The sequence below is a fragment of the Vibrio sp. D420a genome (genome assembly GCF_030248625.1).
Lineage (GTDB): Bacteria > Pseudomonadota > Gammaproteobacteria > Enterobacterales > Vibrionaceae > Vibrio > Vibrio fortis_A.
In genome coordinates this window covers 134,612-159,427 of sequence record NZ_JAHGAN010000017.1, presented here as the reverse complement: position 1 = coordinate 159,427, position 24,816 = coordinate 134,612, and the positions used below count along the sequence as shown (strand labels likewise).

Annotated in this window: 23 protein-coding genes; 14 read left to right on the top strand and 9 right to left on the bottom strand. The window is 47.6% G+C overall.

The window, feature by feature from the left end; translation table 11 throughout:
- Positions 1 to 12 precede the first annotated feature (12 nt).
- The 4 genes from KI743_RS13015 to hslR all read right to left on the bottom strand — a co-directional run bounded on the left by KI743_RS13015 (position 13) and on the right by hslR (position 5,395).
- The gene (locus KI743_RS13015) at positions 13 to 1,989 is read right to left on the bottom strand and encodes an AsmA family protein (protein WP_285466749.1); all 1,977 of its coding nucleotides are present in this window, start codon (positions 1,987 to 1,989) and stop codon (positions 13 to 15) included.
- A gap of 159 nt (positions 1,990 to 2,148) precedes the next feature.
- Complete coding sequence (gene pckA, locus KI743_RS13010; protein WP_032551101.1) at positions 2,149 to 3,774, bottom strand: phosphoenolpyruvate carboxykinase (ATP); 1,626 nt, start codon at positions 3,772 to 3,774, stop codon at positions 2,149 to 2,151.
- A gap of 337 nt (positions 3,775 to 4,111) precedes the next feature.
- Positions 4,112 to 4,990, bottom strand: a complete 879-nt coding sequence (gene hslO, locus KI743_RS13005; RefSeq protein WP_150870509.1) for an Hsp33 family molecular chaperone HslO — start codon at positions 4,988 to 4,990, stop codon at positions 4,112 to 4,114.
- A gap of 18 nt (positions 4,991 to 5,008) precedes the next feature.
- Complete coding sequence (gene hslR, locus KI743_RS13000) at positions 5,009 to 5,395, bottom strand: ribosome-associated heat shock protein Hsp15 (protein ID WP_032551104.1); 387 nt, start codon at positions 5,393 to 5,395, stop codon at positions 5,009 to 5,011.
- A gap of 316 nt (positions 5,396 to 5,711) precedes the next feature.
- Between hslR and gspC the strand changes: the two genes are divergently transcribed.
- The 12 genes from gspC to KI743_RS12940 all read left to right on the top strand — a co-directional run bounded on the left by gspC (position 5,712) and on the right by KI743_RS12940 (position 17,142).
- The gene (gspC, locus tag KI743_RS12995) at positions 5,712 to 6,608 is read left to right on the top strand and encodes a type II secretion system protein GspC (RefSeq protein WP_285466748.1); all 897 of its coding nucleotides are present in this window, start codon (positions 5,712 to 5,714) and stop codon (positions 6,606 to 6,608) included.
- 41 nt (positions 6,609 to 6,649) lie between these two features.
- Positions 6,650 to 8,674 carry a type II secretion system secretin GspD gene (gene gspD / locus KI743_RS12990; RefSeq protein WP_285466747.1) on the top strand — a complete coding sequence of 675 codons (2,025 nt, stop codon included), beginning with the start codon at positions 6,650 to 6,652 and terminating at the stop codon, positions 8,672 to 8,674.
- Complete coding sequence (gene gspE, locus KI743_RS12985) at positions 8,674 to 10,176, top strand: type II secretion system ATPase GspE (RefSeq protein ID WP_032551107.1); 1,503 nt, start codon at positions 8,674 to 8,676, stop codon at positions 10,174 to 10,176. The genes gspD and gspE overlap by 1 nt, the downstream gene beginning before the upstream one ends.
- Position 10,177: 1 nt before the next feature.
- On the top strand, positions 10,178 to 11,401 hold the full coding sequence (gene gspF, locus KI743_RS12980) for a type II secretion system inner membrane protein GspF (protein ID WP_150896088.1): 1,224 nt from the start codon (positions 10,178 to 10,180) through the stop codon (positions 11,399 to 11,401).
- Positions 11,402 to 11,502: 101 nt separating this feature from the next.
- Positions 11,503 to 11,946 (top strand): type II secretion system major pseudopilin GspG, encoded by a 444-nt coding sequence (gene gspG, locus KI743_RS12975; protein ID WP_032551109.1) that lies wholly within the window; start codon positions 11,503 to 11,505, stop codon positions 11,944 to 11,946.
- A 29-nt stretch (positions 11,947 to 11,975) separates the two neighbouring features.
- On the top strand, positions 11,976 to 12,602 hold the full coding sequence (gspH, locus tag KI743_RS12970) for a type II secretion system minor pseudopilin GspH (protein WP_150870718.1): 627 nt from the start codon (positions 11,976 to 11,978) through the stop codon (positions 12,600 to 12,602).
- Entirely contained in the window at positions 12,589 to 12,963 is a 375-nt protein-coding gene (gspI, locus tag KI743_RS12965; RefSeq protein WP_032551110.1) for a type II secretion system minor pseudopilin GspI, read from the top strand. Before gspH ends, gspI begins: the two co-directional genes overlap by 14 nt.
- On the top strand, positions 12,950 to 13,633 hold the full coding sequence (gene gspJ, locus KI743_RS12960) for a type II secretion system minor pseudopilin GspJ (protein ID WP_285466742.1): 684 nt from the start codon (positions 12,950 to 12,952) through the stop codon (positions 13,631 to 13,633). Before gspI ends, gspJ begins: the two co-directional genes overlap by 14 nt.
- Positions 13,626 to 14,657 (top strand): type II secretion system minor pseudopilin GspK, encoded by a 1,032-nt coding sequence (gspK, locus tag KI743_RS12955; RefSeq protein WP_032551111.1) that lies wholly within the window; start codon positions 13,626 to 13,628, stop codon positions 14,655 to 14,657. The genes gspJ and gspK overlap by 8 nt, the downstream gene beginning before the upstream one ends.
- Positions 14,626 to 15,852, top strand: coding sequence for a type II secretion system protein GspL (gene gspL, locus KI743_RS12950; protein WP_285466739.1), 1,227 nt, complete (start codon positions 14,626 to 14,628; stop codon positions 15,850 to 15,852). Before gspK ends, gspL begins: the two co-directional genes overlap by 32 nt.
- Positions 15,853 to 15,872: 20 nt before the next feature.
- Positions 15,873 to 16,361 (top strand): type II secretion system protein M, encoded by a 489-nt coding sequence (locus tag KI743_RS12945; protein ID WP_150870497.1) that lies wholly within the window; start codon positions 15,873 to 15,875, stop codon positions 16,359 to 16,361.
- A gap of 1 nt (position 16,362) precedes the next feature.
- Entirely contained in the window at positions 16,363 to 17,142 is a 780-nt protein-coding gene (locus KI743_RS12940; protein ID WP_285466738.1) for a type II secretion system protein N, read from the top strand.
- A 66-nt stretch (positions 17,143 to 17,208) separates the two neighbouring features.
- On the opposite strand, the gene cysQ is transcribed toward KI743_RS12940, so the two are convergent.
- The 4 genes from cysQ to KI743_RS24580 all read right to left on the bottom strand — a co-directional run bounded on the left by cysQ (position 17,209) and on the right by KI743_RS24580 (position 20,294).
- Positions 17,209 to 18,036: a 3'(2'),5'-bisphosphate nucleotidase CysQ gene (gene cysQ, locus KI743_RS12935; protein ID WP_032551115.1), complete on the bottom strand. Its 828-nt coding sequence runs from the start codon at positions 18,034 to 18,036 to the stop codon at positions 17,209 to 17,211.
- Positions 18,037 to 18,046: 10 nt separating this feature from the next.
- Entirely contained in the window at positions 18,047 to 18,610 is a 564-nt protein-coding gene (nudE, locus tag KI743_RS12930; RefSeq protein ID WP_150870489.1) for an ADP compounds hydrolase NudE, read from the bottom strand.
- Between the two features lie 268 nt (positions 18,611 to 18,878).
- A complete protein-coding gene (nfuA, locus tag KI743_RS12925; protein ID WP_032551117.1) occupies positions 18,879 to 19,463 on the bottom strand; it encodes a Fe-S biogenesis protein NfuA in 585 nt (194 codons plus the stop codon).
- Between the two features lie 108 nt (positions 19,464 to 19,571).
- Positions 19,572 to 20,294, bottom strand: coding sequence for a ComF family protein (locus tag KI743_RS24580; RefSeq protein ID WP_306416857.1), 723 nt, complete (start codon positions 20,292 to 20,294; stop codon positions 19,572 to 19,574).
- A 91-nt stretch (positions 20,295 to 20,385) separates the two neighbouring features.
- Between KI743_RS24580 and bioH the strand changes: the two genes are divergently transcribed.
- Both bioH and KI743_RS12910 read left to right on the top strand, forming a co-directional pair.
- Positions 20,386 to 21,162 carry a pimeloyl-ACP methyl ester esterase BioH gene (gene bioH, locus KI743_RS12915; RefSeq protein WP_285466735.1) on the top strand — a complete coding sequence of 259 codons (777 nt, stop codon included), beginning with the start codon at positions 20,386 to 20,388 and terminating at the stop codon, positions 21,160 to 21,162.
- A gap of 174 nt (positions 21,163 to 21,336) precedes the next feature.
- The gene (locus KI743_RS12910) at positions 21,337 to 21,810 is read left to right on the top strand and encodes a hypothetical protein (protein WP_032551121.1); all 474 of its coding nucleotides are present in this window, start codon (positions 21,337 to 21,339) and stop codon (positions 21,808 to 21,810) included.
- A gap of 194 nt (positions 21,811 to 22,004) precedes the next feature.
- On the opposite strand, the gene KI743_RS12905 is transcribed toward KI743_RS12910, so the two are convergent.
- Entirely contained in the window at positions 22,005 to 24,326 is a 2,322-nt protein-coding gene (locus KI743_RS12905) for a Tex family protein (protein WP_285466734.1), read from the bottom strand.
- Positions 24,327 to 24,816 lie beyond the last annotated feature (490 nt).

The following is a 24,816-nucleotide window of genomic DNA, read 5'->3' as shown; positions in this document are numbered from 1 at the left end:
GAGTGGCGTTTTTTATTGGCAGCTCTCTTTGTGCACGAGCTGCGCTTGGGTGATTAAACCAGAAACTTCGTAGCATTCACTCGACAGAGTAAGCGTTAAACTGTGCGTCTGTGGTGTCACGAGATCGAGCTCTCCAGCGACTTCACCAGTCAGTGTTACTGGCTGTGGCTGATCGCCTTGTTGTGTTGCACCAATAATGTGCAACGGCGGTAATGATAGGTGGCCGCGGTTTAAGTCGGCTTTGATATCTGAGATCTCGAAGTTCACGATCTTGGATTGCATGGCTTCATTTTCCAGGGATTCATTAGCTTTGGCGTCGTTAGAAGCAAAGTTAATCACGCCATTGCGAATACTGCCCTCTAGGCTCGCTGTAGCTGAATGTCTGAGCATAAGGTCATCGCCTGCTAAACCAGATGCTTGCAGCTCAAACTCGCCGATACCAGAGGCATCAAAAGGTAACGCCAAGTAAGGAATGAAGGGCGACAATGGAACACCATCGGCACTGATGGTTGCTTGCCATGGCTGACTGACCTGATTGAAATCGACTGTGGCTTGAGCCTCAATGTAACCTTGTTTCAGTGGAGCAAACAGTCGCTTAAGCTGCCATTGACCTTGGTGGCTGCTCATCTCAACCACGGGCTGGGCAGACAAAATGCTCTGATAGCTCGCATCATTAGCACTGGCGCTTAACCCACCTTCCCACAGTCCCCATTTGCCTTGTTCTATCAAGGTCAGCCCTTGACCCTCTATGTGTAATCCAGAGACTTGCCAATATGGCTGGTTAGCCAACTGAATACGTTGGCTTCTCTCGACATTGAGCCGCGAGATCGAGAGGGAATCAACTTCTTGTAGCCAAGGTTGCAATACTTCAAGAGGCGCTCTCTCTTCCGCTGATTCTGTCACCCACTTTACGCCGCGAACATCCAGCTCTTGGAGCTTGATAGAGCGAGGTCCTATTTGACCATTGAGTTGGACACTGCCTTGCTGCCATTGGCTGTAAAAGTCATTAATCTCGATCTGATCGTCTTGTAGCGTCAGTTTTAGGTTGGGCTCAATCCACTGCTCGTCTTGCAAAGAAAGGCTCTCAGCTTGCAGTGAGAAGTAACCCTGTTGTTGCTGCCATATCTCAAAAGGCAATTTGATGTTTTCAAATGATGCACTGAAGGCGGCGAGATGACCGCCTTGCCAAGCGACGTCACTTTTTAGGATATCTAGGCTATTGATGTGGCTGATGTTGAAGTTTGGAATCTGCCATTCTGATTTCAGCAACTGTTGAGTTTGCTTCTGACTAAGGTGCAGACCATCAATGGTGACGTTAATCAGAGACCATCCGCTTGGGTATTGCTCTGCCTGCCCTGAGATTTTAGCGCCACGCCAGTCGAACGATGCACCATAGAGAGTGCTGTCATGCGTTTTTAGGTCGAGGTCGATAAGGAAGTTATCTAAGGCCTCGTTTTGCCAAAAGATCTGTCCCGCCTTGAGCTGAACTTTTCCGTTGGGTAATAACTGCTGTGAGTTCGCCCAATCTGGGTTCGCGATTTGAATATCAAGATCGCGAGCACTAAATTCTGGTGTTGAAAAATCGAGATTGTTGATTGCGAGTTGATGAAGCTTAATTTGTGGCTGAGTGAGCTGCGTCTTTAGTAAGTCCAACTCTTCGGATTGCCACTGAACGCCACTGATAAGCAGTGAGTCGAGCTCTAGCTGCGCCGTGAAAAAACTATTGGGATTGAGCCAAAGTTGAAGTTTATCGATATAGAGTGGTTTGGACTCATCATCGATTGAGTCGGCAGTAATGCCTTGCAGCGTCAGTTGGTAAGGCGCCTGATAATCGACGTCTTCGACTGTGATCGGGTGAGATATCGAGTGCTTGAGTAGGAAATTAGCGATATCAGTGCGGTACTGGGTCTGCAAGCCAAGCAGCAGTGTTGCGACACCTGCGACGAGGACAGACAATACAATCCCAACCACCATGACGACTCTTTTCATTCCTAGCGCACCTTCCATTTCTTCGTTGCTCAAAATAGAGTGGAACAAAATACGTGCTGCGGCAACAAAAAAGCCCCTCAAAAGAGGGGCTTGCTACAAAAATATCGTTTTTAAGAGGGTATTAGCCTTATGGCTTTGCCCTCAGAGCAGAGTGAACAATTAATCCAGTTGTGGGCCTGCAGAAACAAGCGCTTTACCTTCATCGTTGTCGGTGTACTTATCAAAGTTGTTGATAAATCGTTCCGCAAGGTCTTTCGCTTTGCTTTCCCACTGTAGTGGATCCGTGTAAGTATCACGTGGATCTAGGATTGTTGGGTCAACATCGTGCAGTGCTAGTGGTACTTCTAGGTTAAACATAGGGATAACCTTAGTTTCCGCATCGTCGATTGAGCCATCTAGGATTGCGTCGATGATACCGCGAGTATCTTGGATAGAGATACGCTTACCACTGCCGTTCCAGCCTGTGTTCACTAGGTACGCTTCTGCACCAGCAGCTTCCATACGCTTCACTAGTACTTCTGCGTATTGAGTTGGGTGTAGAGTTAGGAACGCTGCGCCAAACGCTGCAGAGAACGTTGGAGTTGGCTCAGTGATACCACGCTCAGTACCTGCTAGTTTCGCTGTGAAACCAGATAGGAAGTGGTACTTGGTTTGCTCTGGAGTCAGCTTAGAAACTGGTGGTAGAACGCCAAATGCATCCGCAGTCAGGAAGATAACCTTCTTCGCGTGGCCCGCTTTTGAAACTGGCTTAACGATGTTATCGATGTGATGGATCGGGTAAGAAACACGTGTGTTTTCTGTTTTAGAGCCATCATCAAAGTCGATAGAGCCATCGCCACGTACAGTTACGTTCTCTAGTAGAGCATCGCGGCGGATTGCGTTGTAGATCTCTGGTTCTGCTTCTTTCGATAGGCGAATTGTCTTCGCGTAACAGCCACCTTCGAAGTTGAAGATACCGTCGTCATCCCAACCGTGCTCATCGTCACCGATAAGTTGACGTTTAGGGTCTGTAGATAGCGTTGTTTTACCTGTGCCTGATAGGCCGAAGAATACCGCTACATCGCCTTTCTCGCCAACGTTCGCACTACAGTGCATAGAAGCGATGCCTTGCAGTGGAAGCAGGTAGTTCATCATTGCGAACATGCCTTTCTTCATCTCACCGCCGTACCAAGTACCGCCGATGATTTGTACGCGCTCAGTCAGGTTGAATGCGACAAAGTTTTCAGAGTTTAGGCCGTGTTCTTGCCATTTTGGGTTAGTTGTTTTCGCGCCGTTCATTACAACGAAGTCTGGTTCAAATGTTGCCAGCTCTTCTTCAGTAGGGCGGATAAACATGTTCTTAACGAAGTGCGCTTGCCACGCTACTTCAGTGATAATACGTACGCTCAGACGCGTATCAGGGTTAGCACCACAGTAACCGTCAATTACAAATAAGCGTTTGCCAGATAGCTGTGTAGTCACGAGTTCTTTAAGGTCGTTCCATACTTCAGTTGTAATCGGTTTGTTATCATTCTTACCTTGATCCGACCACCACATAGTGTCGCGAGTCGTATCGTCTTTAACAATGTACTTATCTTTTGGTGAGCGGCCAGTAAAGATACCAGTGTCAACAGCAACAGAACCAAGTTCGGTAACTACGCCTTTTTCGTAGCCTTCTAAGCCTGGAAGAGTTTCTTCCACGAACAGCTGCTCATAACTTGGGTTACGCAGTACTTCAGTTACGCCAGTAAGTCCGTGTTTAGTAAGATCAATTTGTGCAGCCTTTGTATGTTCCATAACGGTCATAGGTGCTCCTTGTAGGATATTTTGTAGGGATTTTGTATTAATTTTTTGTTGTTATCTGCTCACCATGCTAGCAACGAGACATGGGGGAAACAGGGATGTAGTTCAAAAATTATCCATATTTTCCATGGGGTTTTAAGTGTCTCGTCACATATTGGCCCAACTAGTCTATCCTGTACGCAAACCTTTGCGCTAGGGGCTTGAACATTATTAATTGATTAAAATTAAGCAGTGATTTTATTACGAGATGTTACGAGATTTGCGCTAATTTGATCACAAAAAAGGCCAGCTTTGCGCTGACCTTTTTGGTTTAAATTACGTGTTTTTAGAACGGCGTAAATTAATGAACCGTATTGTTGCCTTTATCTGCCGCTTCTGCGAACAGAGCATCAACATCGTTCTTGTCGAAAGCGTAGCTCGTGCCACAGTAATCACAGTGAAGAGCAACGCTACCTTCAGTGCTAATGATGCTGTAAATCTCTTCTTGAGCCACAGTAATGATAGCTGCGCCACTGCGTTCACGTGAACAACCACAGAAGAACTCAACCGGTTGAGGCGTAAACAGCTGAACCTTCTCTTGGTTGTATAGACGGTATAGAAGCTCGTTCGCCTCTAGAGAGAACAGCTCTTCATTTTTTACCGTTGCGGTTAGCTGTTCTAGATGTTCAAAGTCATCTGGCGTACCTGTACCGTCTGGCATTACTTGTAGAAGCATACCTGCTGCATGTGGTTTGCCTTCGTGCTCACCCGTACGTAGCCATAGGCGTGTTTTAAGCTGCTCAGAGTTTGCGAAGTAGCCTTCCAGAACGTCTGCTAGCGTGTCGCCTTCTAGTGCTACGATACCTTGGTAACGCTCACCTTTTTTAGGATCGATAGTGATCACTAGGTAGCCTTTACCCATTAGGTCATGCAGGCCAGCATCATCAGCGATATCGCCTTCGAAGCGCGCTACACCACGGATCTTCTGGTCGTGATCACCATTGATTACTGCTAGAGATACTGGGCCATCACCTTGTAGTTGTATAGTGATAGAGCCTTCAAACTTTAGAGTCGCAGTAAGAAGAGTCGTTGAAACTAATAGCTCACCAAGAAGCTTTTGAATAGCCGCTGGGTATTCCTTGCTAGAAATAATTTGTTGGTACGCTTCGTCCAGTTGTACCAATTCACCACGTACCGATAGGTCTTCAAATAGGTAGCGATTTAAAACATTGTTTGCCATTTGGCGGTTCCTTCTAGCTTATTGATGCTTGAACTTGATGATGTCACGACGTTGCTTTTTGTCAGGACGACGTTCAGGGCTTGGGTTATGTGCATGTAATTTACGCTGTTGGGCGTGTGCTTCACGCTTTGCCAAGCTTTCTTTCGTTTCGGTATAAAGGGTTTGAGCTTCTGGAGCTCCACGGCGCTGATCGGAAATTTTATCGATCGTGACCGTCTTTTCTTCATTGCCTTGACGCAGTGAAATCACTGCCCCAAGTTCTACGATTTTGCTTGGTTTGCTGCGTTGACCATTATAGTGGACTTTACCACCATCGACCATATTGCGAGCAATAGAACGAGTTTTGTAAAAGCGTGCTGCCCACAACCATTTATCTAGTCTGACAGCTTCATTAGCGGTTTTCATATGGCGCTGTGCCCTTTAAGTGAAAAAATGAATGTGGTTTAACTGAGTAAAATCAGTTCGCAACTTGTCATAGATGATGCTTATCACATTTGGTAGAAGCTAAAGTGGTGGCAAATGTGTTTTTTTTCAAGGCATACTGCAAAATAGCTCACGTTATGATTTTTTATGCGTCGGCTATGATATAGTTTTGGATCCTATGTCAAATGAGTAGTTGGCGTAGCATTTATGTACAAAAAAGCTGAGAGCTTAATGATTTAGCGCTCTCATCTTCACAAAAGGGTTTAGGCAAGTGAAGTTATTGGAGCTCAAAAATCGCATGGGAAATTCTCCCTTGTTGAGCCGATTAATAGAGAATGGATTTGTATTTCAGCAAAAGCTGAGCCTGATAACTTGCTGTGTATTGATTGCCATTTCTGCATGGATACTAGGTCAGTTGGCTTGGTTGATTGAACCAGCAGAGCAGTCTGTTACGCCATGGAAAGCGCAAGCCTCGTCATCTTCTCGACCGCAATCTACGCTCGATATTTCCTCTCTCCAGAAGAGTAATCTTTTTGGTGAGTATAATGCTGAAACGCCAAAAGTGGTTGAGCAGCCAGTTATCCAAGACGCCCCTAAGACACGACTTAATCTTGTATTGGTGGGTGCTGTTGCTAGTTCTGATGCACAGCGCAGCCTAGCGGTGATTGCCAACCGTGGGAAACAAGCGACTTATGGTATTAATGAAGAGATCGAAGGAACACGCGCTAAGCTTAAGGCGGTGTTAATCGATCGCGTGATCATCGATAACTCAGGCCGTGACGAGACCTTGATGCTAGAAGGCCTCGAATACAAACGTTTATCGGTTTCTGCGCCAGCGAAGCCTCGTGCTTCTGCATCGGTACGTGGTAATAACCCAGGATCAGCCGAAGAGAAGCTTGAAGAGATTAAAGCGAAGATCACCAAAGACCCGCAACAAATCTTCCAATATGTGCGTCTTTCGCAAGTGAAACGCGACGGCAATGTGATTGGCTATCGCGTCAGTCCTGGAAAAGATCCCGAACTTTTTAAATCTGTTGGGCTCCAAAGTGGAGACATCGCGACTCAGCTTAATGGACAAGACCTGACCGATCCAGCTGCTATGGGCAGTATATTCCGCTCTATTTCCGACTTGACTGAACTAAACTTAGTAGTCGAAAGAGACGGACAGCAGCATGACATTTTTATCGAATTTTAGAACATTTCGCTTACCGAAAGGCGAGAGTGTAGGAGTAGTACGTGAAGCATTGGTTTAAGAAAAGTGCATGGTTACTAGCAGGAAGCTTAATCTGCACACCAGCAGCCATCGCTAATGATTTTAGTGCCAGCTTTAAAGGCACTGATATTCAAGAGTTTATTAATATTGTTGGCCGTAACCTAGAGAAGACTATCATCGTTGATCCATCGGTGCGCGGTAAGATTGATGTACGTAGCTATGACGTACTCAATGAAGAGCAGTATTACAGCTTCTTCCTCAATGTTCTGGAAGTTTACGGCTACGCCGTGGTTGAGATGGAATCGGGCGTTCTAAAGATCATCAAAGCCAAAGACTCTAAGACGTCTGCGATTCCTGTAGTTGGCGATCGTGAAAACATTCAAGGCGATAGCGTGGTCACTCGTGTTGTGACGGTTCGCAATGTTTCTGTTCGTGAGCTTTCACCACTACTACGTCAGCTAAATGACAATGCGGGCGCGGGTAACGTAGTGCACTACGACCCAGCCAACATCATCCTAATCACCGGCCGTGCTGCGGTTGTGAACCGTCTTGCTGAGATCATCAAGCGTGTTGACCAAGCGGGTGATAAAGAGATTGAAGTAGTAGAGCTGAAAAACGCTTCTGCTGCTGAAATGGTGCGTATCGTTGATGCCCTTAATAAAACCACTGATGCGAAAAATACGCCTGCATTCCTACAGCCTAAGTTGGTAGCGGACGAGCGTACCAATGCCATCCTGATTTCCGGTGACCCTAAGGTGCGTAGCCGACTTAGAAAGCTGATTGAGCAGCTCGATGTTGAGATGGCAACTAAGGGCAATAACCAAGTTATCTACCTTAAGTATGCGAAAGCGGAAGACTTAGTGGATGTGCTTAAGGGCGTGTCAGACAACCTGCAATCAGAGAAACAGAGCTCAAGTAAGAACCGCAGCAACAACCGTAATCAAGTGATGATTTCTGCGCACGCAGAGACCAACTCGTTGGTCATCACCGCGCAACCAGACATCATGAATGCGTTGCAAGATGTGATTGCTCAGCTGGATATTCGTCGTGCTCAAGTTCTGATTGAAGCACTGATCGTTGAGATGGGTGAAGGTGATGGCGTTAACCTTGGCGTACAATGGGGTAACCTCGATACTGGTGCGATGATCCAATATGGCAATACTGGGGCATCTATTGGTCAGGTCATGGTTGGCTTAGAAGAAGCTAAGGACACCACGAAAACTACCGCTGTTTATGACGACCAAGGCGATTTTGTTCGAAACGAGACCACCACAGAAGAGGGTGATTACTCGACTCTAGCTTCAGCATTAGCAGGCGTTAACGGTGCTGCGGTAAGTGTTGTAATGGGCGACTGGACGGCACTAATCAGTGCGGTTGCAACCGATTCGAACTCGAACATCCTATCTTCTCCAAGCATTACCGTCATGGATAATGGCGAAGCCTCTTTCATTGTTGGTGAAGAAGTTCCGGTACTGACGGGTTCTACCGCGGGCTCAAGTAACGACAACCCATTCCAAACCGTTGATCGTAAAGAAGTTGGTATCAAGTTAAAAGTGGTCCCTCAAATCAACGAAGGCGACTCTGTTCAACTAAACATTGAGCAAGAAGTGTCTAACGTATTAGGCGCAAACGGTGCTGTTGACGTACGTTTTGCTAAACGTCAGCTGAACACTTCTGTGATTGTTCAAGACGGTCAAATGCTTGTGTTGGGCGGTTTGATTGATGAGCGTGCACTAGAGAGCGAATCTAAAGTACCGCTGCTGGGTGATATTCCAGTGCTTGGACACCTATTTAAATCAACCAGCACTCAGGTTGATAAGCGTAATTTGATGGTATTCATCAAGCCGACCATTATTCGTGATGGTATGACAGCGGATGGTATTACTCAGCGTAAATACAACTTCATTCGTGCAGAACAACTGTTCAAAGCTGAGCAGGGCTTGAAGCTACTGGATGACGACAATATTCCAGTACTGCCTAAGTTTGGTGAGAGCTTTAACCACCCTGCAGAAATTCAAGCGTTCATCGATCAAATGGAAGAGCAATAATGGCAGAGATGGTTGAGCCTGTTCGCAGCTTTCAGCGTTTGCCATTCAGCTTTGCAAACCGCTACAAGATGGTGCTCGAGTATCAACACCCAGAGCGCCCGCCAGTTCTTTACTATGTAGAACCTCTTAAAGCCGCGGCGATCCTAGAGGTGAGCCGCGTGATGAAAAGTGGCTTTACTCCACAAGCGATTGTCTCTGATGAGTTTGAGAAAAAGCTGACTGAAGCTTATCAACGTGACTCATCGGAAGCGCGTCAATTGATGGAAGACATCGGTGCTGATAACGACGACTTCTTCTCGCTAGCCGAAGAGCTGCCGCAAGATGAAGACCTGTTGGAGTCAGAAGACGATGCGCCAATCATCAAGTTAATTAACGCGATGTTGGGTGAAGCCATCAAAGAGGGCGCCTCGGATATCCATATCGAAACCTTTGAGAAATCACTTTCTATCCGTTTCCGTATTGATGGTGTGTTACGTGATGTATTAGCGCCAAGCCGCAAACTGGCACCTCTGCTGGTATCGCGTGTGAAGGTTATGGCTAAGCTTGATATCGCAGAAAAGCGCGTGCCACAAGACGGCCGTATTTCACTGCGTATCGGTGGTCGTGCTGTGGACGTGCGTGTATCGACGATGCCGTCGTCACACGGTGAGCGTGTGGTAATGCGTCTACTTGATAAGAATGCCACGCGTCTTGACCTGCACAGCTTAGGCATGACAGCGCAAAACCATGAGAACTTCCGCAAACTGATTCAGCGTCCGCATGGCATCATCTTGGTAACCGGTCCGACAGGTTCTGGTAAATCGACGACCTTGTATGCGGGCTTACAAGAGCTTAACAGCAACGAGCGTAATATCCTGACCGTAGAAGACCCGATCGAATTTGATATCGATGGTATTGGTCAAACTCAGGTAAACCCTAAGGTTGATATGACGTTTGCTCGTGGCCTAAGGGCGATTCTTCGTCAAGACCCAGACGTAGTAATGATTGGTGAGATCCGTGACTTAGAAACGGCAGAGATTGCGGTTCAGGCGTCTTTGACGGGTCACTTGGTAATGTCGACCCTCCACACCAACACGGCGGTCGGTGCGATTACTCGTCTGCGTGATATGGGTATAGAACCTTTCCTAATATCTTCATCGCTACTTGGCGTTTTGGCGCAGCGACTGGTTCGTACTTTGTGTAACGACTGTAAAGAGCCGTATGAAGCGGATAAAGAGACCAAAAAGCTGTTTGACTTGAAGAAGAAAGACAGCCTAACGCTTTACCATGCCAAAGGGTGTGAGGCGTGTAACCACAAAGGATATCGCGGCCGAACGGGTATTCATGAGTTGCTAATGGTCGATGAATCGGTGCAAGAGTTGATTCACAGCGAAGCCGGTGAGCAAGCGATCGAAAAAGCGATTCGTAGCACAACACCAAGTATTCGCGATGATGGCCTAGCCAAGGTTCGTCAGGGCATCACTTCACTAGAAGAAGTGATGCGCGTGACCAAGGAAGTCTAGTATGGCGGCATTTGAATACAAGGCACTGGATGCGAAAGGCAAAACTAAGAAAGGCTCGATAGAGGCAGATAACGCGCGTCAAGCTCGTCAGCGTCTTAAAGAGCAGGGTTTGATGCCTGTTGAAATGGCTGAAGCCAAAGCAAAAAGCAGCAAAGGGGGCAGTGCGCCTTCGACTAGCTTTAAGCGTGGTATCAGTACGCCCGATCTTGCTTTGATTACGCGACAGATTTCGACTCTGGTTCAGTCTGGTATGCCGCTTGAAGAGTGTTTGAAAGCAGTAGCCGAGCAGTCTGAGAAGCCGCGTATTCGCACTATGCTGTTGGCCGTTCGTTCTAAAGTGACAGAAGGCTACACCTTAGCTGACAGCCTTGCTGATTACCCTCATATCTTCGATGAGCTGTTTCGTGCCATGGTGGCAGCCGGTGAAAAATCTGGTCACCTGGATGCAGTTTTGGAGCGCTTAGCTGATTACGCCGAGAATCGTCAAAAGATGCGCTCTAAGCTGATGCAAGCGATGATCTATCCGGTGGTGCTGGTGGTATTTGCGGTGACGATTGTCTCTTTCTTGCTAGCCACTGTAGTGCCTAAGATTGTTGAACCTATCATTCAGATGGGCCAAGAGCTGCCTCAATCAACACAATTTCTGTTGGCCTCGAGTGAGTTCATTCAGAACTGGGGTATTCAGCTATTTCTATTGATCGTTGGCTTTGTTGTCTTGGTGAAAACGGCACTCAAGAAGCCGTCGATTCGTCTGAGCTGGGATAGAAAACTTCTGAGTATCCCTCTGATTGGCAAGATTGCTAAAGGGATCAATACCTCACGCTTTGCGCGCACTCTATCTATCTGTACTTCAAGTGCGATACCTATCCTTGAAGGGATGAAGGTAGCGGTGGATGTGATGTCGAACCACCATGTAAAACAGCAGGTCCTGCAGGCTTCAGACAATGTACGTGAAGGTGCAAGCCTTAGAAAAGCACTTGATCAAACCAAGCTTTTCCCGCCAATGATGCTGCACATGATTGCCAGTGGTGAGCAGAGTGGTCAGTTAGAGCAGATGCTGACCCGTGCAGCTGATAACCAAGACCAAAGCTTTGAGTCTACGGTCAACATTGCCTTGGGCATCTTTACTCCAGCTTTGATTGCGCTGATGGCAGGCTTGGTACTGTTTATCGTCATGGCGACTTTGATGCCAATGCTGGAAATGAATAATTTAATGAGCGGGTAATCTCGCTGGTTTAACCTATTAGTTTTCGATTCTAGTTTTAGTTTTTAGATTCGGAGAGAGGCGCGTCTGCTAAACTCTCCGGCTGTCATTTGGAGAAAATAATGAAAAATAAAATCAAAAAGCAATCCGGCTTTACCCTGTTAGAGGTAATGGTGGTTGTGGTTATCCTAGGTGTTTTGGCGAGCTTTGTTGTGCCAAACCTTCTAGGCAACAAAGAGAAAGCGGATCAACAGAAAGCGATCACTGACATTGTTGCTCTAGAGAACGCTCTTGATATGTACAAGCTAGACAACAGCGTGTACCCAACAACCGATCAAGGTCTAGACGCACTGGTTTCGAAACCAAGCAGCCCAGAGCCGCGTAACTACCGTGACGGCGGTTACATCAAGCGTCTACCAAACGACCCATGGGGTAATGCGTACCAATACGTAAGCCCTGGTGATAACGGTACGATTGATATCTTCACGCTAGGTGCTGACGGCCAAGAAGGCGGTGAAGGTGCAGCAGCAGATATCGGCAACTGGAACATGCAAGATTTCCAGTAAGCACTCGCTTATTGTGAACGCATGTCGTGATGGTAATACGAAACGTGAGAAACTCTGTTCAATCCCGCAACTTAACGCGTTTGCGCGGATTTACTCTAATAGAAATTCTGCTGGTTCTCGTATTACTGTCACTGACCGCAGTGGCGGTGATCGCTACTATTCCTACCAATGCCAAAGATGTCGCCAAGCAATACGCACACAGCTTTTATCAGCGTGTCCAGCTACTTAATGAAGAAGCAATTCTCAGCGGCTTAGACTTTGGCATTCGTGTCGATGAGCAAAAATCCACTTATGTCCTGATGAGCTTGAACTCTGAAGGTTGGCAAGAAGTGGAGTTTGAAAAGATTCCTTCGACGACTGAGCTCCCTGAAGAGTTGTCTCTTTCATTGAAACTCGGTGGTGGTGCATGGCAAGACGATGATCGTCTCTTTAATCCGGGCAGTCTGTTTGATGAAGACATGTTTGCAGACCTCGAAGAAAAGAAGAAACCTAAACCACCTCAAATCTATATCTTGTCGAGTGCCGAGTTAACGCCTTTTACCCTCTCATTCTATCCAAATACGGGTGATTCGCTGCAAGATGGTTGGCGTATCCGAGTGCAAGACAATGGGGTTATTCGTCTGCTCCAGCCGGGAGAAGAAGATGAAGAGGAGTAATCTTAGCTCAAAGTCTCAGCGTGGCATGACACTGCTCGAGGTGCTGGTGGCATTGGCTATTTTTGCAACTGCAGCGATCAGTGTTATTCGCGCGGTCACTCAGCATATTAATACGCTGAGTTACTTGGAAGAGAAAACCTTCGCAGCGATGGTGGTCGATAACCAGATGGCGATGGTGATGCTGCATCCTGAGAAACTGAAAAAGACACAGGGAACCCAAAAGCTCGCAGAGCGTGATTGGTTCTGGACCATAACACCTGTGCCAACCAGTGATAATCTTTTGAAAGCTTTTGATGTCAGTGTGGCAACTAGCAAGAACGCATCACCTGTAGTGACGGTACGCAGCTATGTCTCAAAATAAACGCGCCTGCGCTACTCGTAGTAAAACAAAAGGCTTCACGTTAATTGAGGTGCTAGTCTCGATTGCGATATTCGCTACCTTGAGTGTGGCGGCGTATCAGGTGGTGAACCAGATCCAGCGCAGCAATGAAGTCTCTATAGAACGTAGTGCACGTTTGAATGCACTGCAGCGTAGCTTGGTCATTTTAGATAATGATTTTCGCCAAATGGCGCAACGTCAGTTTCGTACTAACGGTGAAGAAGCATCATCTAAACTGATCCTAATGCAGGAGTACCTGCTAGATTCAGACACTGTCGGTGTGATGTTTACCCGCTTGGGGTGGCACAACCCACAACAACAGTTCCCGCGAGGGGAAGTGACTAAGGTGGGTTACCGAATTAAAGAAGAGACGCTTGAGCGTGTATGGTGGCGCTACCCTGATACCCCAACCGGGCAAGAAGGCGTGGTAACTCCGCTCCTCGAAGGTATTGAAGCCTTTAGCTTAGAGTTCTACAACGGTAGTTCATGGCTCAAGGAGTGGCAGACAGATCGTGCGCTGCCAAAAGCAGTAAGACTTAAATTGACCCTTAAAGATTATGGTGAGATTGAGCGTGTCTACCTAACACCAAGTGGCAGCATTAATACCAGTGACAGTGATAGCTCTTCATCGAGTGGGGGCAACAATGGTTAAGCGATACCAAGCTGGGAAGCCTAGCAAGCAACGCGGTGTTGCGTTGATCGTGATACTGATGCTGCTCGCGATCATGGCAGCGATTGCAGGTAGCATGTCTGAAAGGCTGTTTACGCAGTTTAAACGTGTGGGTAACCAGCTCAATTATCAGCAAGCTTATTGGTACAGCATTGGTATTGAAGCTTTGGCTAAGGTCGGTATTGAGCAGAGTTATAAAGACAGCGATACCATCAACTTAAGTCAGCCATGGGCACTCGAAGAGCAGGTTTATCCGCTCGACTATGGTCAAGTGGTGGGTCACATTCGAGATGGTCAGGCGTGTCTAAATTTGAATGCGTTGAAGTCGGTTGCCAGCACCACAGATAACACATCACCTTATTTGGTCTCTGTGTGGCAGACCCTGTTAGAGAATCTGGAAGTGGACTCTTATCAAGCAGAGGTGATCGCCAACTCGACATGGGAGTTTGTCGACGAGGATACGCGCAGTGTTTCTTCTGTGGGTGTGGAAGACAGTACCTATGAAGCGATGAAGCCCGCTTATCTGGCAGCCAATGGCTTGATTGCAGATGAATCTGAATTGCGTGCCGTGTATCAAGTGAGCGGTGAGGTGATGGACAAGGTTCGCCCTTACGTGTGTGCTCTGCCGAGTGATGACTGGCGTTTGAACGTAAACACACTCAAGGTCAAACAGGCTCCGCTTCTAGAGGCGATGTTTGCCCCGAACTTGAGTGAATCTGACGCCAAAGCGTTAATTGAAAACCGCCCCTTTGATGGCTGGGATAGCATTGATGACTTCTTAGCTGAGTCGAACTTATCGAGCGTCAGTGCCGATGTGACCAAGAAAGCCAAAGGGTACTTAGCGGTGGATAGTAGCTACTTCGAGCTGGATGCCGAAGTATTAGTGGAGAAGTCGCGAGTTCGAATTCGCACTCTCTTTTATAGTAGTAATCGAGAAACAGTGACGGTGGTGCGCCGTCGCTTTGGAGGAATCAGTGAGCGAGTTTCTGACCGTTCGACTGAGTAGCGAACCACAAAGCCCTGTGCAGTGGTTAGTTTGGTCGACAAGCCAGCAAGAAGTGATCGCAAGTGGCGAGCTTGCGAGCTGGCAACAGCTTGATGAGCTGACACCCTATGCTGAGAAACGGACCTGTATTGCGTTGCTCTCGGGTAATGACTGCCTATTGAAGCGTGTTGAGATCCCAAAAGGGGCAGCACGTCAGTTTGAGTCGATGCTGCCATTTTTATTAGAAGATGAAGTTGCTCAAGATATTGAAGATCTGCACTTTACCATTCTAGATAAAGGCGCTGAGTCAGCTGTCGTTTGTGGCGTTGAACAGCAATGGCTCACTCAGGTGATGAGCGCATTCTCAGAGGTTGGCATTACCATTCGTAAAGTACTGCCTGATACGCTTGCTCTCCCTGTTGATGCTGAAGGCGTGACTGCATTGCAGATTGATGACCAATGGTTATTACGCCAAAGCACCTTTCAAGCGGTCTCTATTCGCCAAGCATGGTTGCCGATGTTTTTGAACAGCGATTGGCTTGTTACTGAAGACGATGCCAAGCCGATGATCTTCAGTTATACCGCACTGCCAGGTGAAGAAGCTCAGCAACAGAGTGGGGTTGAGTGGCAAGCAAAACCAGCGGAATTGGTGATGTCGGTACTCAGCCAACAGGCGATTACTAGCGGAATTAACCTGCTGACGGGGCGCTTTAAAACTAAATCTTCATTCACTAAATACTGGAAGATTTGGCAGAAGGTGGCGATTGCAGCGTGTTTGTTGATTGCGGTTATCGCAACCCAGCAGATACTTAAAGTACAGCGCTATGAAGCGGAAGCTCAGGCCTATCGTGCTGAGAGTGAGCGTATTTTCCGTCAGGTGCTACCGGGTAAACGTAAGATTCCAAGTGTCAGTTATCTGAAGCGCACAATGAACGAAGAGGCGAGCCGATATGGTGGCTCCAGTGATGATGCGACTCTGCTAGGTTGGCTAACTCAGCTACCAAGTACGCTAGGGCAGGTGACGTCTATTGAAGTGGAAAGTATCCGCTATGATGGCAACCGTTCTGAAGTGCGTCTGCAAGCAAAAAGCTCTGACTTCCAACACTTTGAGACTGCTCGTACTAAGCTTGCCGAGAAGTTTTCTGTTGAGCAAGGACCGCTGAACCGAAATGGTGATGCTGTGTACGGCAGCTTTACACTTAAACCATTACAGTAACTCACGTTAGGAGATCAATGATGAGAAATATGATTGAGCCACTCCAAGCGTGGTGGACATCGATAAGTCAACGCGAACAGAGGCTCGTGATTGGGTGCTCTATTTTGCTAATCGTCGGTGCAGTGTATTGGGGTGTGCTTCAACCACTCAATGCTCGCGCGGAACTGGCGCAAAGCCGTATTCAGAGTGAAAAGCAGTTGCTGGCCTGGGTTAGCAACAAGGCTGATGAAATCGTCGAACTGCGTGGCAGTGGCGGTGCCAAAAGCTCTGAGCCTTTGAACCGTTCTGTACCTGCTTCAATGCGCCGTTTTAAGATCGAATTGATTCGAGTACAACCTCGTGGCGAAATGCTGCAAGTGTGGGTTAAGCCTGTACCATTCAATCAATTTGTCGATTGGCTGACGTATCTGAAAGAGCAGCAAGGCGTTGAAGTAGAATTCATGGATATTGACCGCAGTGACACGCAGGGCGTGATTGAAGTCAAGCGATTACAGTTCAAGCGAGGTTAGTGTGAAGCGAGGCTCTTCTCTAAAATATGGCTTACTTTTCAGTGCCATTTTTATCGTGTTCTTTTCAGTCAGTCTGCTTTTGCACCTACCTGCAGCGTTTGCTCTCAAGCATGCGCCTAAGGTGAGAGGGCTGCAAATTGATGGCGTGCAAGGCTCTATTTGGCAAGGCAGTGCCAGCAATATTGCTTGGCAGCGTGTTAATTATGGCTCAGTACAGTGGGACTTTCAGTTCAGCCAGCTTTTCCAAGGCAAGGCAGAGCTTGCTGTTCGATTCGGTCGCGATAGTGACATGAACCTACGTGGTAAGGGCTATGTCGGCTACGGTATGAACGGTGCCTACGCGCAGAATTTGGTAGCATCATTGCCAGCTGAAGACGTGATGAAGTATGTACCGAATATTCCAGTGCCGATCACCGCTGTCGGTCAGGTGGAACTGACCATTAAACACCTTCAGCAAGGGCAACCTTGGTGTCAAACCGGTGAAGGTACCCTAGCTTGGTCAGGCGCTGGTGCGGATACTCCGTTAGGCTCTTTGGATTTTGGTCCTGTAATCGCCGATGTAACCTGCCAAGACAATACGATTGCTGCAAAAGGCGCTCAGAAAACCGCGCAAGTTGAGAGTGAGTTTGAGGCAAGCTTAACGCCGAACCGCCGCTACGCAACCAACGCATGGTTCAAACCGGGCGCCGAGTTCCCCCAAGCGATGCAGAGCCAATTACGTTGGTTAGGCAAACCAGACAATCAAGGTAAGTATCAATTTACTTATCAAGGGCGTTTGTAGCGCTTTATTGAATGTGAATGAGAAAAATGGGCACCAACTGAGGTGCCCATTTTTGTTTGGATAGGTTTAATCTTTACCCTGCAAGATCTCTTCCCAAGGCAGATCGGCGTCGCCGAGTACGATGAAGTTTGGATTCTCTAGGGTTTCGCGTTCGTTGTATGACAGTGGCTCTAGGTGAGTGCTGAGAATGCGTCCACCTGCTTCTTCAACGATGCATTGGGTTGCGGCTGTATCCCATTCACCAGTTGGACCTAAGCGTAGGTAGCAATCCACGGCACCCTCTGCAACTAGGCAGGCTTTAAGGGCTGCTGAACCAAGTGGTACTAAGTCGTAGTTCCATTTCGGACTCATGCGGCTGGTGATACGATTGATATCTTGGCGGCGGCTGATCGCCATCGCAATTGGCTGATTTGGTAGCTCATGGCGATGAGTCTTGATCTTCACGCTGTCGTTTAAATCTGGAATCTTCCATGCGCCTTTGCCGTCGTAAGCATAGTAAGTCACGCCCGATACTGGGCCGTAGACCACCCCCATCACGGGTTTGTTATGCTCAATCAGTGCAATGATGGTGGCAAAGTCTCCGCTGCGTGCAATGAACTCTTGGGTTCCATCAAGTGGGTCTACCAACCAATAGCGATCCCATTGCGAACGCTTTTCTAGGCTAATGTCTGCCGCTTCTTCCGATAACACTGGGATGTCAGGGGTAAGTTCACTCAACCTTTGTGAGATTAGTTTGTGCGCCGCAAGGTCGGCACTGGTGACGGGGGTATCGTCACTCTTGGTGTATTCTTCGTAATCTTTCTTCTCGTAGATCTCTAAGATCAGTTGTCCTGCTGAGCGAGCAACCTCAATCACGGAAGGCAGTAAGTGGGATAAATCTTTTGTCATTGGCATAAAAAGTCTCTTACTCTTCATCAGATTGTTGTTTTAGTAGTCGAAGAGCCAGTAATAAAGCGGTGATGGAGCGGGCTTCACAGAAGTCGAGATGCGTAAGTAACTCTTCTCCTTGAGCCAGCGGCCAGCGCACAACATCCAGTGGTTCTGGTTCGTCACCTTCTAGCTGTTCTGGGTAGAGGTCTTCGGCAATAAACAGGGTCATTTTGCTCGAAAAGTAAGAAGGGGCGAGAATCACTTCCTTAAGTGGCGTGAGTTTGCGAGCGCCAAAACCAATCTCTTCTTTTAATTCCCTTACCGCCGCTTCGTTGGGCGTTTCACCTTGGTCGATGAGACCTTTAGGGAAGCCGAGCTCATAGCGCTCTGTACCTGCAGCGTACTCACGTACTAATAGGATGTCACCTTGCTCAGTAATTGGGACCATCATTACTGCGTTGCGACCGCTTGGTTTCATGCGTTCGTAGGTACGAAGCTCACCGTTAGAAAACTTGAGATCGAGAGATTCAATAGAAAACAGTTTTGATTGAGCGACAGTTTGCTTAGCCAAAATTTCTGGCTTGGTCCTTTTTGTCATGCGCTCGCTCCTTAGCTTTTTGGGAAGTCTTTCTAATATAGGGGAAATGGCGATGACTTCCTAGAGGTGAGTTTTTATATCATGGAATTATTGAATGGGAAGCGATTGCAATGGCAGTTATATAGTTTAGAACGCCATTCTATTGATTTTGTTAGTGAAGTTGATTGTGAACCTGATGCGGTGAGATAGGCTTATCAATTATCTGGCGACTAGAAAACAAAAAGGCCGATGTTTTCACATCAGCCTTGGTCTCTAATCTTAGGTGTGATTAGTAGTAAGAGTGCTCACCACGATCGTGCTCAGTAGCGTCACGAACGGCTGTTAGTTCACCCTCGAACTGTTGTAGAAGTTCTTTCTCGATGCCTTCTTTTAGAGTCACATCAACCATAGAACAACCGTTACAACCACCACCAAACGCGACGATAGCAACGCCTTCATCAGTGATTTCAACTAGGCTTACATGACCGCCGTGGCCTGCTAGTTGTGGGTTTACTTGAGTCTGGATTGCGTACTCAACGCGCTCTAGAAGAGGTGCGTCATCCGCCACTTTACGCATTTTTGCGTTCGGTGCTTTTAAAGTTAGCTGAGAACCCATTTTGTCTGTAACGAAGTCGATTTCAGCTTCGTCTAGGAATGGTAGGCTTAGTTCATCTACGTAAGCAGAGAAGCCTTCAAATGCTAGTTCAGTATCAGATGCTTCTACTGCATCTGTAGGGCAGTAAGAAACACCACACTCTGCATTTTGCGTACCTGGGTTTACCACGAATACGCGGATGTTGGTCCCTTCTGGCTGCTGTGAAAGCAGATTAGCAAAATGAGTTTGAGCTGTTTCTGTAATAGTAATATTTGACACGACGAATACCTGAGTAAATTTGTAGGCTATTCTGCCATTCTACTCCTGTCGGGGCGGTAATTCAGCCCTTTTTTGCTGAATTGATAGACAAGTTTCGTGGGAAATTGACTAAGACGCGGGTTCAGGAGTGCGGCAGATGCAGTAAATATCAATCCTTTTAACGCCCACTTCAAGTAGCAATTGACATAATTGATACACAGTACTGCCTGTGGTGACGACATCATCGATTATTGCAACATGGGCGTCGCCTTTTGCTATCACTTTTATCACATCCTTGTTTCTAAAAGAAAAAACATTACGCAGGTTGTGTTGGCGTTGTGTCTTACTTAGCCCTTGCTGAGTCGGGGTGGAACGTTGACGACGAAACAGCGTTAGGCTTTGGCTATTAAGCTCGTGCGCAAGAGCATCGGCTAGCAATGCGCTTTGATTAAATCCGCGGTGTAGGTAGCGCCGCCAATGCAGCGGCACACTAGTGATAATAGGGGCGGGCTGCTCAATATGGTTCGCCAGCAGTTTGACTAAGTCTCGGTTTAGCCAAAATTGACCACTGTATTTCATCTGGTGGACGTAATGGCTGAGTGGAAAATCGTAATCTCCAACACAATAGAGCCGATGCCATGGCGGTGGCTTTTTTAGACACGCTCCACATACGGTAGCATCAATATCGAGCTTGATACCGCAACGTTGGCAGCGGTGTTGTAGTGCGAAATGAGAGAGACAGCTATTGCACCATTTGGGGTGAGTATCTAAAGGTAACTTTGGTAATCTGCAGAGGTGGCATTGTGGTGTGACCAAGCGTGGTGTGTGTTTTGGGAGCCAATCAGATAACATAGCGAGCACAATTGCATTGATGATGTAGGTTTGGATAGCCTAGCCAGCAAGGTCATCATTGTTGGATGAGAATAGTAGGGAAAATCACGAGATGAGCGACAAACTGTATTGGCATGTGTCTGGACAGGGGCCAGATTTGGTTTTGGTCCATGGATGGGGAATGAACGGTGCGGTGTGGCAGCAAACCGTAACGGCACTTGAGACCCAGTTCCGTGTCCATGTGGTTGACCTGCCAGGTTATGGTCACAGCAGTCACTGCCATGCTGATACGCTCGAAGGTATTGCCGGGCAGTTGATGGAAGAGGCGCCAAAGCAGGCGATCTGGGTCGGTTGGTCTTTGGGTGGCTTAGTCGCGACTCATATGGCGCTGCATCATACAGATTATGTCTCTAAACTTGTCACGGTTGCGAGTTCTCCAAAATTTGCCGCAGCCAAAGAACCGGTGCTATGGCGCGGTATTCAACCTAACGTTCTGACCAACTTTACCGAGCAGCTGGTGGAAGATTTTCAAACCACCATCGAGCGCTTCATGGCGCTGCAAGCGATGGGCAGTCCGTCGGCAAGACAAGATGTAAAACAGCTCAAACAGGCGGTACTGTCGCGTCCTCTGCCTAACCCAGACTCGCTGCTTGCCGGATTAAAAATGCTTTCAGATGTCGATCTGCGTGAGCGCTTACCTGAGCTAACAGTGCCTATGCTGCGCTTATATGGTCGATTAGATGGTTTGGTGCCAATTAAGGTGGCAAAAGATCTAGAAAAAGCGCTACCAAACACTGAACAATACATCTTTACCCAGTCTTCGCATGCGCCGTTCATGACAGAAGCGGATGCTTTTTGCTGTGAGCTGATCAGCTTCGCCGAGAAATAATTGCTAAAATTATAGACAACGTGGTCGATATATAATCTAACCAAGGCACCGAACGATGCTCAGCCCTCTCTCTCACCTGAGCAGAACACAGTAGTTTGGGCTATGCCTGTTGTGCTTACTGGGTTCAACGGTGTCATGGCAATAGCGATGGGCGATTCTTGAGGAGAGTTCGCAATGATTGTGTCACCTGCAACGGCAGTAAGTGTGCCACTGATCGCCCCATCCGTTAATGTGCAAACTGAGCAAGTTGCGCGTGAAAATAGAGTTCGAGAGCCTGTTGCTCCAGCCGTCGCATTGGCTAAAACCAATGCAGAGCGCAAGGTAAAATCGGACGATAAACGAAGGCAGCAATCAGCTTGGGATCCCTCTGACCATCCCGGTTATGAAATGGATAACGAGCAGGAAATAAATGCGGTAAACCAAGAAGAGCCTAAAGATCCATTTGATAGGTTGTTCAGCTTATTGGCACTGAGTAGTTATAGTGCTGATCAAGGAAAGGGTTACACCATGCGTTTTCGATTGCCCAAGCACATTCTTGATGCGGCGATTCGAGAAGGGCAGATGGAACAACGACGTAAGGTCATTAAGTATCACTATGGCCATGCTGTTGCGCCTCATAAGCCATCTGAGGTATTGGTTGTGCTCTAGCGCAGTCAATATCGCAAAGCCTTTTTGAACCTAATAAAAAACCTGCATGCCAGTGGCGATGCAGGTTTTCTGTTTTTAGAAGGGCGCTTTTATATTTAAGAGGACGCTCTTATGTATGAGAGACAACTTTTACAGCTTTAGGTCTACTATGTTCCAAACGCTTTTCTAGTTGCTCACTCCCTTATCGTAAAGCGTTACTTCTTCGCTTTTGCAAAGGCAGCAGCAAACGCACCACCCATAGCGCCGTTCTGTTGTGGCTCTTCGCGACGACGCTGACCGCCTTGCGATTGACGACCTTGAGAACGAGGTGCAGATGAACGTTGAGCACGGTTATCTTGTCCCGGCTCGTCTTTCATGCGCATGCTTAGCGCAATACGTTTACGCTGCACATCCACTTCCATCACTTTCACTTTGACGATGTCGCCCGCTTTCACTACTTCACGTGGATCAGAAACAAAGCGATCAGTCAGTGCTGAAATATGTACCAGACCGTCTTGGTGAACACCGATATCAACGAAGGCACCAAAGTTGGCTACGTTAGAGACCACGCCCTCTAGAATCATGCCTGGCTCTAAATCAGACACCGAGTTAACACCTTCTGCAAAAGTCGCCGTTTTGAACTCAGGACGCGGGTCACGGCCCGGTTTGTCTAGTTCTTTAATGATATCTGTGACGGTTGGCACACCAAAGTTATCGTCGGTGTAATCGACCGCGTGCAGGCCTTTTAAGAAGCCAGAGTCGCCGATCAGTGTCTTAATGTCTTTGTTGTTCTTCTCAGAGATCGCTTTTACCACAGGGTAAGCTTCAGGGTGAACTGCTGAGGCATCGAGTGGGTTTTTACCACCCATGATACGCAGGAAGCCGGCACACTGTTCAAAGGCTTTTGGCCCCAAGCGCGCAACTTTCTTCAACGTGGTACGCGCTTCAAAGCGGCCGTTCTCATCACGGTAATCAACAATGTTCTGTGCGATGGTGCTAGATAGGCCAGCAACACGAGTCAGAAGCGCGGCAGAGGCGGTGTTTACGTCAACACCGACGGCGTTTACACAATCTTCGACGATCGCGTCTAGGCGTTTCGCGAGCATGGTTTGGCTTACATCGTGTTGGTATTGGCCAACACCGATCGATTTCGGGTCAATCTTCACTAGTTCAGCCAGTGGGTCTTGTAGACGACGAGCGATTGATACGGCACCACGCAACGATACGTCCATGTTCGGGAACTCTTTCGCTGCAAGTTCAGATGCCGAGTAAACCGACGCACCGGCTTCACTCACAATGATCTTCTGTACTTTTAGGTTGCCGCGTTTAATCACATCAGCCACGAAGCTGTCGGTTTCACGTGAAGCAGTACCGTTACCAATTGCAATCAGGTCAACATTGAACTGACGTACCATCTGCTCAACGATGTGTGCAGATTTGTCGTACTGCTTTTGTGGTGGATGAGGGTAGATGGTTTCGGTTGCGAGCACTTTACCCGTTGCATCAACTACAGCGATTTTTGAACCTGTACGTAGACCCGGGTCGAGACCTAGCGTTGCACGAGGACCAGCCGGAGCGGCCATTAATAGATCTTTCAGGTTAGTCGCGAATACTTCAATCGCTTCGACTTCTGCGCGCTCTTTCATTGCACCCATCAACTCGGTTTCCATGTGCATAGACACTTTAATGCGCCATGCCCAGCTGATCACTTGTTTACGCCACGCATCGGCAGGAGCGCTACTCAGGTTAATGCCGTAGTGATCAGAGATGATGTTTTCACAGTAAGAACCACGCACACCCTCTTCTTGTTCTGGGTCAGCGTTCATAGTTAGGGTTAGGAAGCCCTCATTACGACCACGCAGCATGGCTAGTGCACGGTGTGAAGGCACTTTGCTTAGTGTTTCGTCATGCTCGAAGTAATCTTTGAATTTCTCACCTTCTTGCTCTTTACCTGCAACAACGCGCGTGCCTAGTGCTGCGTTACGCGTCAGGTGCTGACGGATTTTCTCAAGCAGGTTTGCATCTTCTGCGATGCGTTCCATGATAATTGCGCGAGCACCATCCAGTGCAGCTTTAGTATCTTCTATGCCTTTTTCACTATTCAGGTACTGAGAGGCTTCACGTTCTGGATCGTGTTGTGGTTCGTTCCAAAGCGTCTCTGCAAGTGGCTCTAGGCCTGCTTCAATCGCAATTTGCCCTTTAGTGCGACGCTTAGGTTTGTAAGGTAGGTATAAATCTTCAAGACGGGTTTTGCTGTCGGCTTGAGTGATCTCTTTTTCAAGCTCAGCGGTCAGTTTGCCTTGGTCTTGAATCGATTTGAGGATCGTTTGGCGGCGATCGTCGAGTTCACGCAGATAAGAAAGTCGGCTGTCTAGATTACGTAATTGGGTGTCATCAAGGCCGCCCGTGACCTCTTTACGGTAACGTGCAATAAAGGGAACCGTGTTACCGTCATCGATTAGGGTAACTGCTGCGGTCACTTGATCGGGGCGAACGCTCAGCTCTTGAGCGATCTGTCTACAGATAGCTTGGCTCATCCGTTGAATCTCTTTTTGATTATCGTGCCCACATATATGGGGGTGAACCTTAGCTTTTTCTAGCTTTGCTAAGTCAATTTCCTGTTTGTTCGGTGATTTCCCGATCTGACATACCCTTTGTGCGAGATCTCTTACAAGTGATGTGCGACTAAATCACTTTGTGCATGCTGTTTTTACTACGATTGAATGTAAGTTATTGATATTTAATGGTTGTGATTGTGGTGTGATCGATGTCATATCATTTTTTTTGGGCAGATATCTGGGATGCCATCGGATTTCGCGTAATATTTGACTTGTCGACAGGGAGTTGGCAGGAACAGGAAAAAGCCTAACGGATTAGGTATCTTCAGGATGAAGATTTGATTGCTTAGGATGAGTGGTCAGCAAGGATGTAAAACACTGATTGAGTTTGATGTGGCTAGGATGGTTACTGATGCTGATGAAAGTGAATATCTCTGGATGAGATTAGCCCGTCAGGATGATAGGCAAG

Bases quoted from the DNA above. Each gene is read 5' to 3' on its own strand.
- gspF (WP_150896088.1), top strand. From the start codon at position 10,178: ATGGCGGCATTTGAATACAAGGCACTGGATGCGAAAGGCAAAACTAAG.
- bioH (WP_285466735.1), top strand. From the start codon at position 20,386: ATGAGCGACAAACTGTATTGGCATGTGTCTGGACAGGGGCCAGATTTG.
- gspE (WP_032551107.1), top strand. From the start codon at position 8,674: ATGGCAGAGATGGTTGAGCCTGTTCGCAGCTTTCAGCGTTTGCCATTC.
- KI743_RS12910 (WP_032551121.1), top strand. From the start codon at position 21,337: ATGATTGTGTCACCTGCAACGGCAGTAAGTGTGCCACTGATCGCCCCA.
- nudE (WP_150870489.1), bottom strand. From the start codon at position 18,610: ATGACAAAAAGGACCAAGCCAGAAATTTTGGCTAAGCAAACTGTCGCT.
- pckA (WP_032551101.1), bottom strand. From the start codon at position 3,774: ATGACCGTTATGGAACATACAAAGGCTGCACAAATTGATCTTACTAAA.
- cysQ (WP_032551115.1), bottom strand. From the start codon at position 18,036: ATGCCAATGACAAAAGATTTATCCCACTTACTGCCTTCCGTGATTGAG.
- hslO (WP_150870509.1), bottom strand. From the start codon at position 4,990: ATGGCAAACAATGTTTTAAATCGCTACCTATTTGAAGACCTATCGGTA.
- gspI (WP_032551110.1), top strand. From the start codon at position 12,589: ATGAAGAGGAGTAATCTTAGCTCAAAGTCTCAGCGTGGCATGACACTG.
- KI743_RS24580 (WP_306416857.1), bottom strand. From the start codon at position 20,294: ATGTTATCTGATTGGCTCCCAAAACACACACCACGCTTGGTCACACCA.
- KI743_RS12945 (WP_150870497.1), top strand. From the start codon at position 15,873: ATGAGAAATATGATTGAGCCACTCCAAGCGTGGTGGACATCGATAAGT.
- hslR (WP_032551104.1), bottom strand. From the start codon at position 5,395: ATGAAAACCGCTAATGAAGCTGTCAGACTAGATAAATGGTTGTGGGCA.
- gspJ (WP_285466742.1), top strand. From the start codon at position 12,950: ATGTCTCAAAATAAACGCGCCTGCGCTACTCGTAGTAAAACAAAAGGC.
- gspG (WP_032551109.1), top strand. From the start codon at position 11,503: ATGAAAAATAAAATCAAAAAGCAATCCGGCTTTACCCTGTTAGAGGTA.
- gspK (WP_032551111.1), top strand. From the start codon at position 13,626: ATGGTTAAGCGATACCAAGCTGGGAAGCCTAGCAAGCAACGCGGTGTT.
- gspC (WP_285466748.1), top strand. From the start codon at position 5,712: ATGGGAAATTCTCCCTTGTTGAGCCGATTAATAGAGAATGGATTTGTA.
- KI743_RS12905 (WP_285466734.1), bottom strand. From the start codon at position 24,326: ATGAGCCAAGCTATCTGTAGACAGATCGCTCAAGAGCTGAGCGTTCGC.
- gspH (WP_150870718.1), top strand. From the start codon at position 11,976: ATGGTAATACGAAACGTGAGAAACTCTGTTCAATCCCGCAACTTAACG.
- KI743_RS13015 (WP_285466749.1), bottom strand. From the start codon at position 1,989: ATGAAAAGAGTCGTCATGGTGGTTGGGATTGTATTGTCTGTCCTCGTC.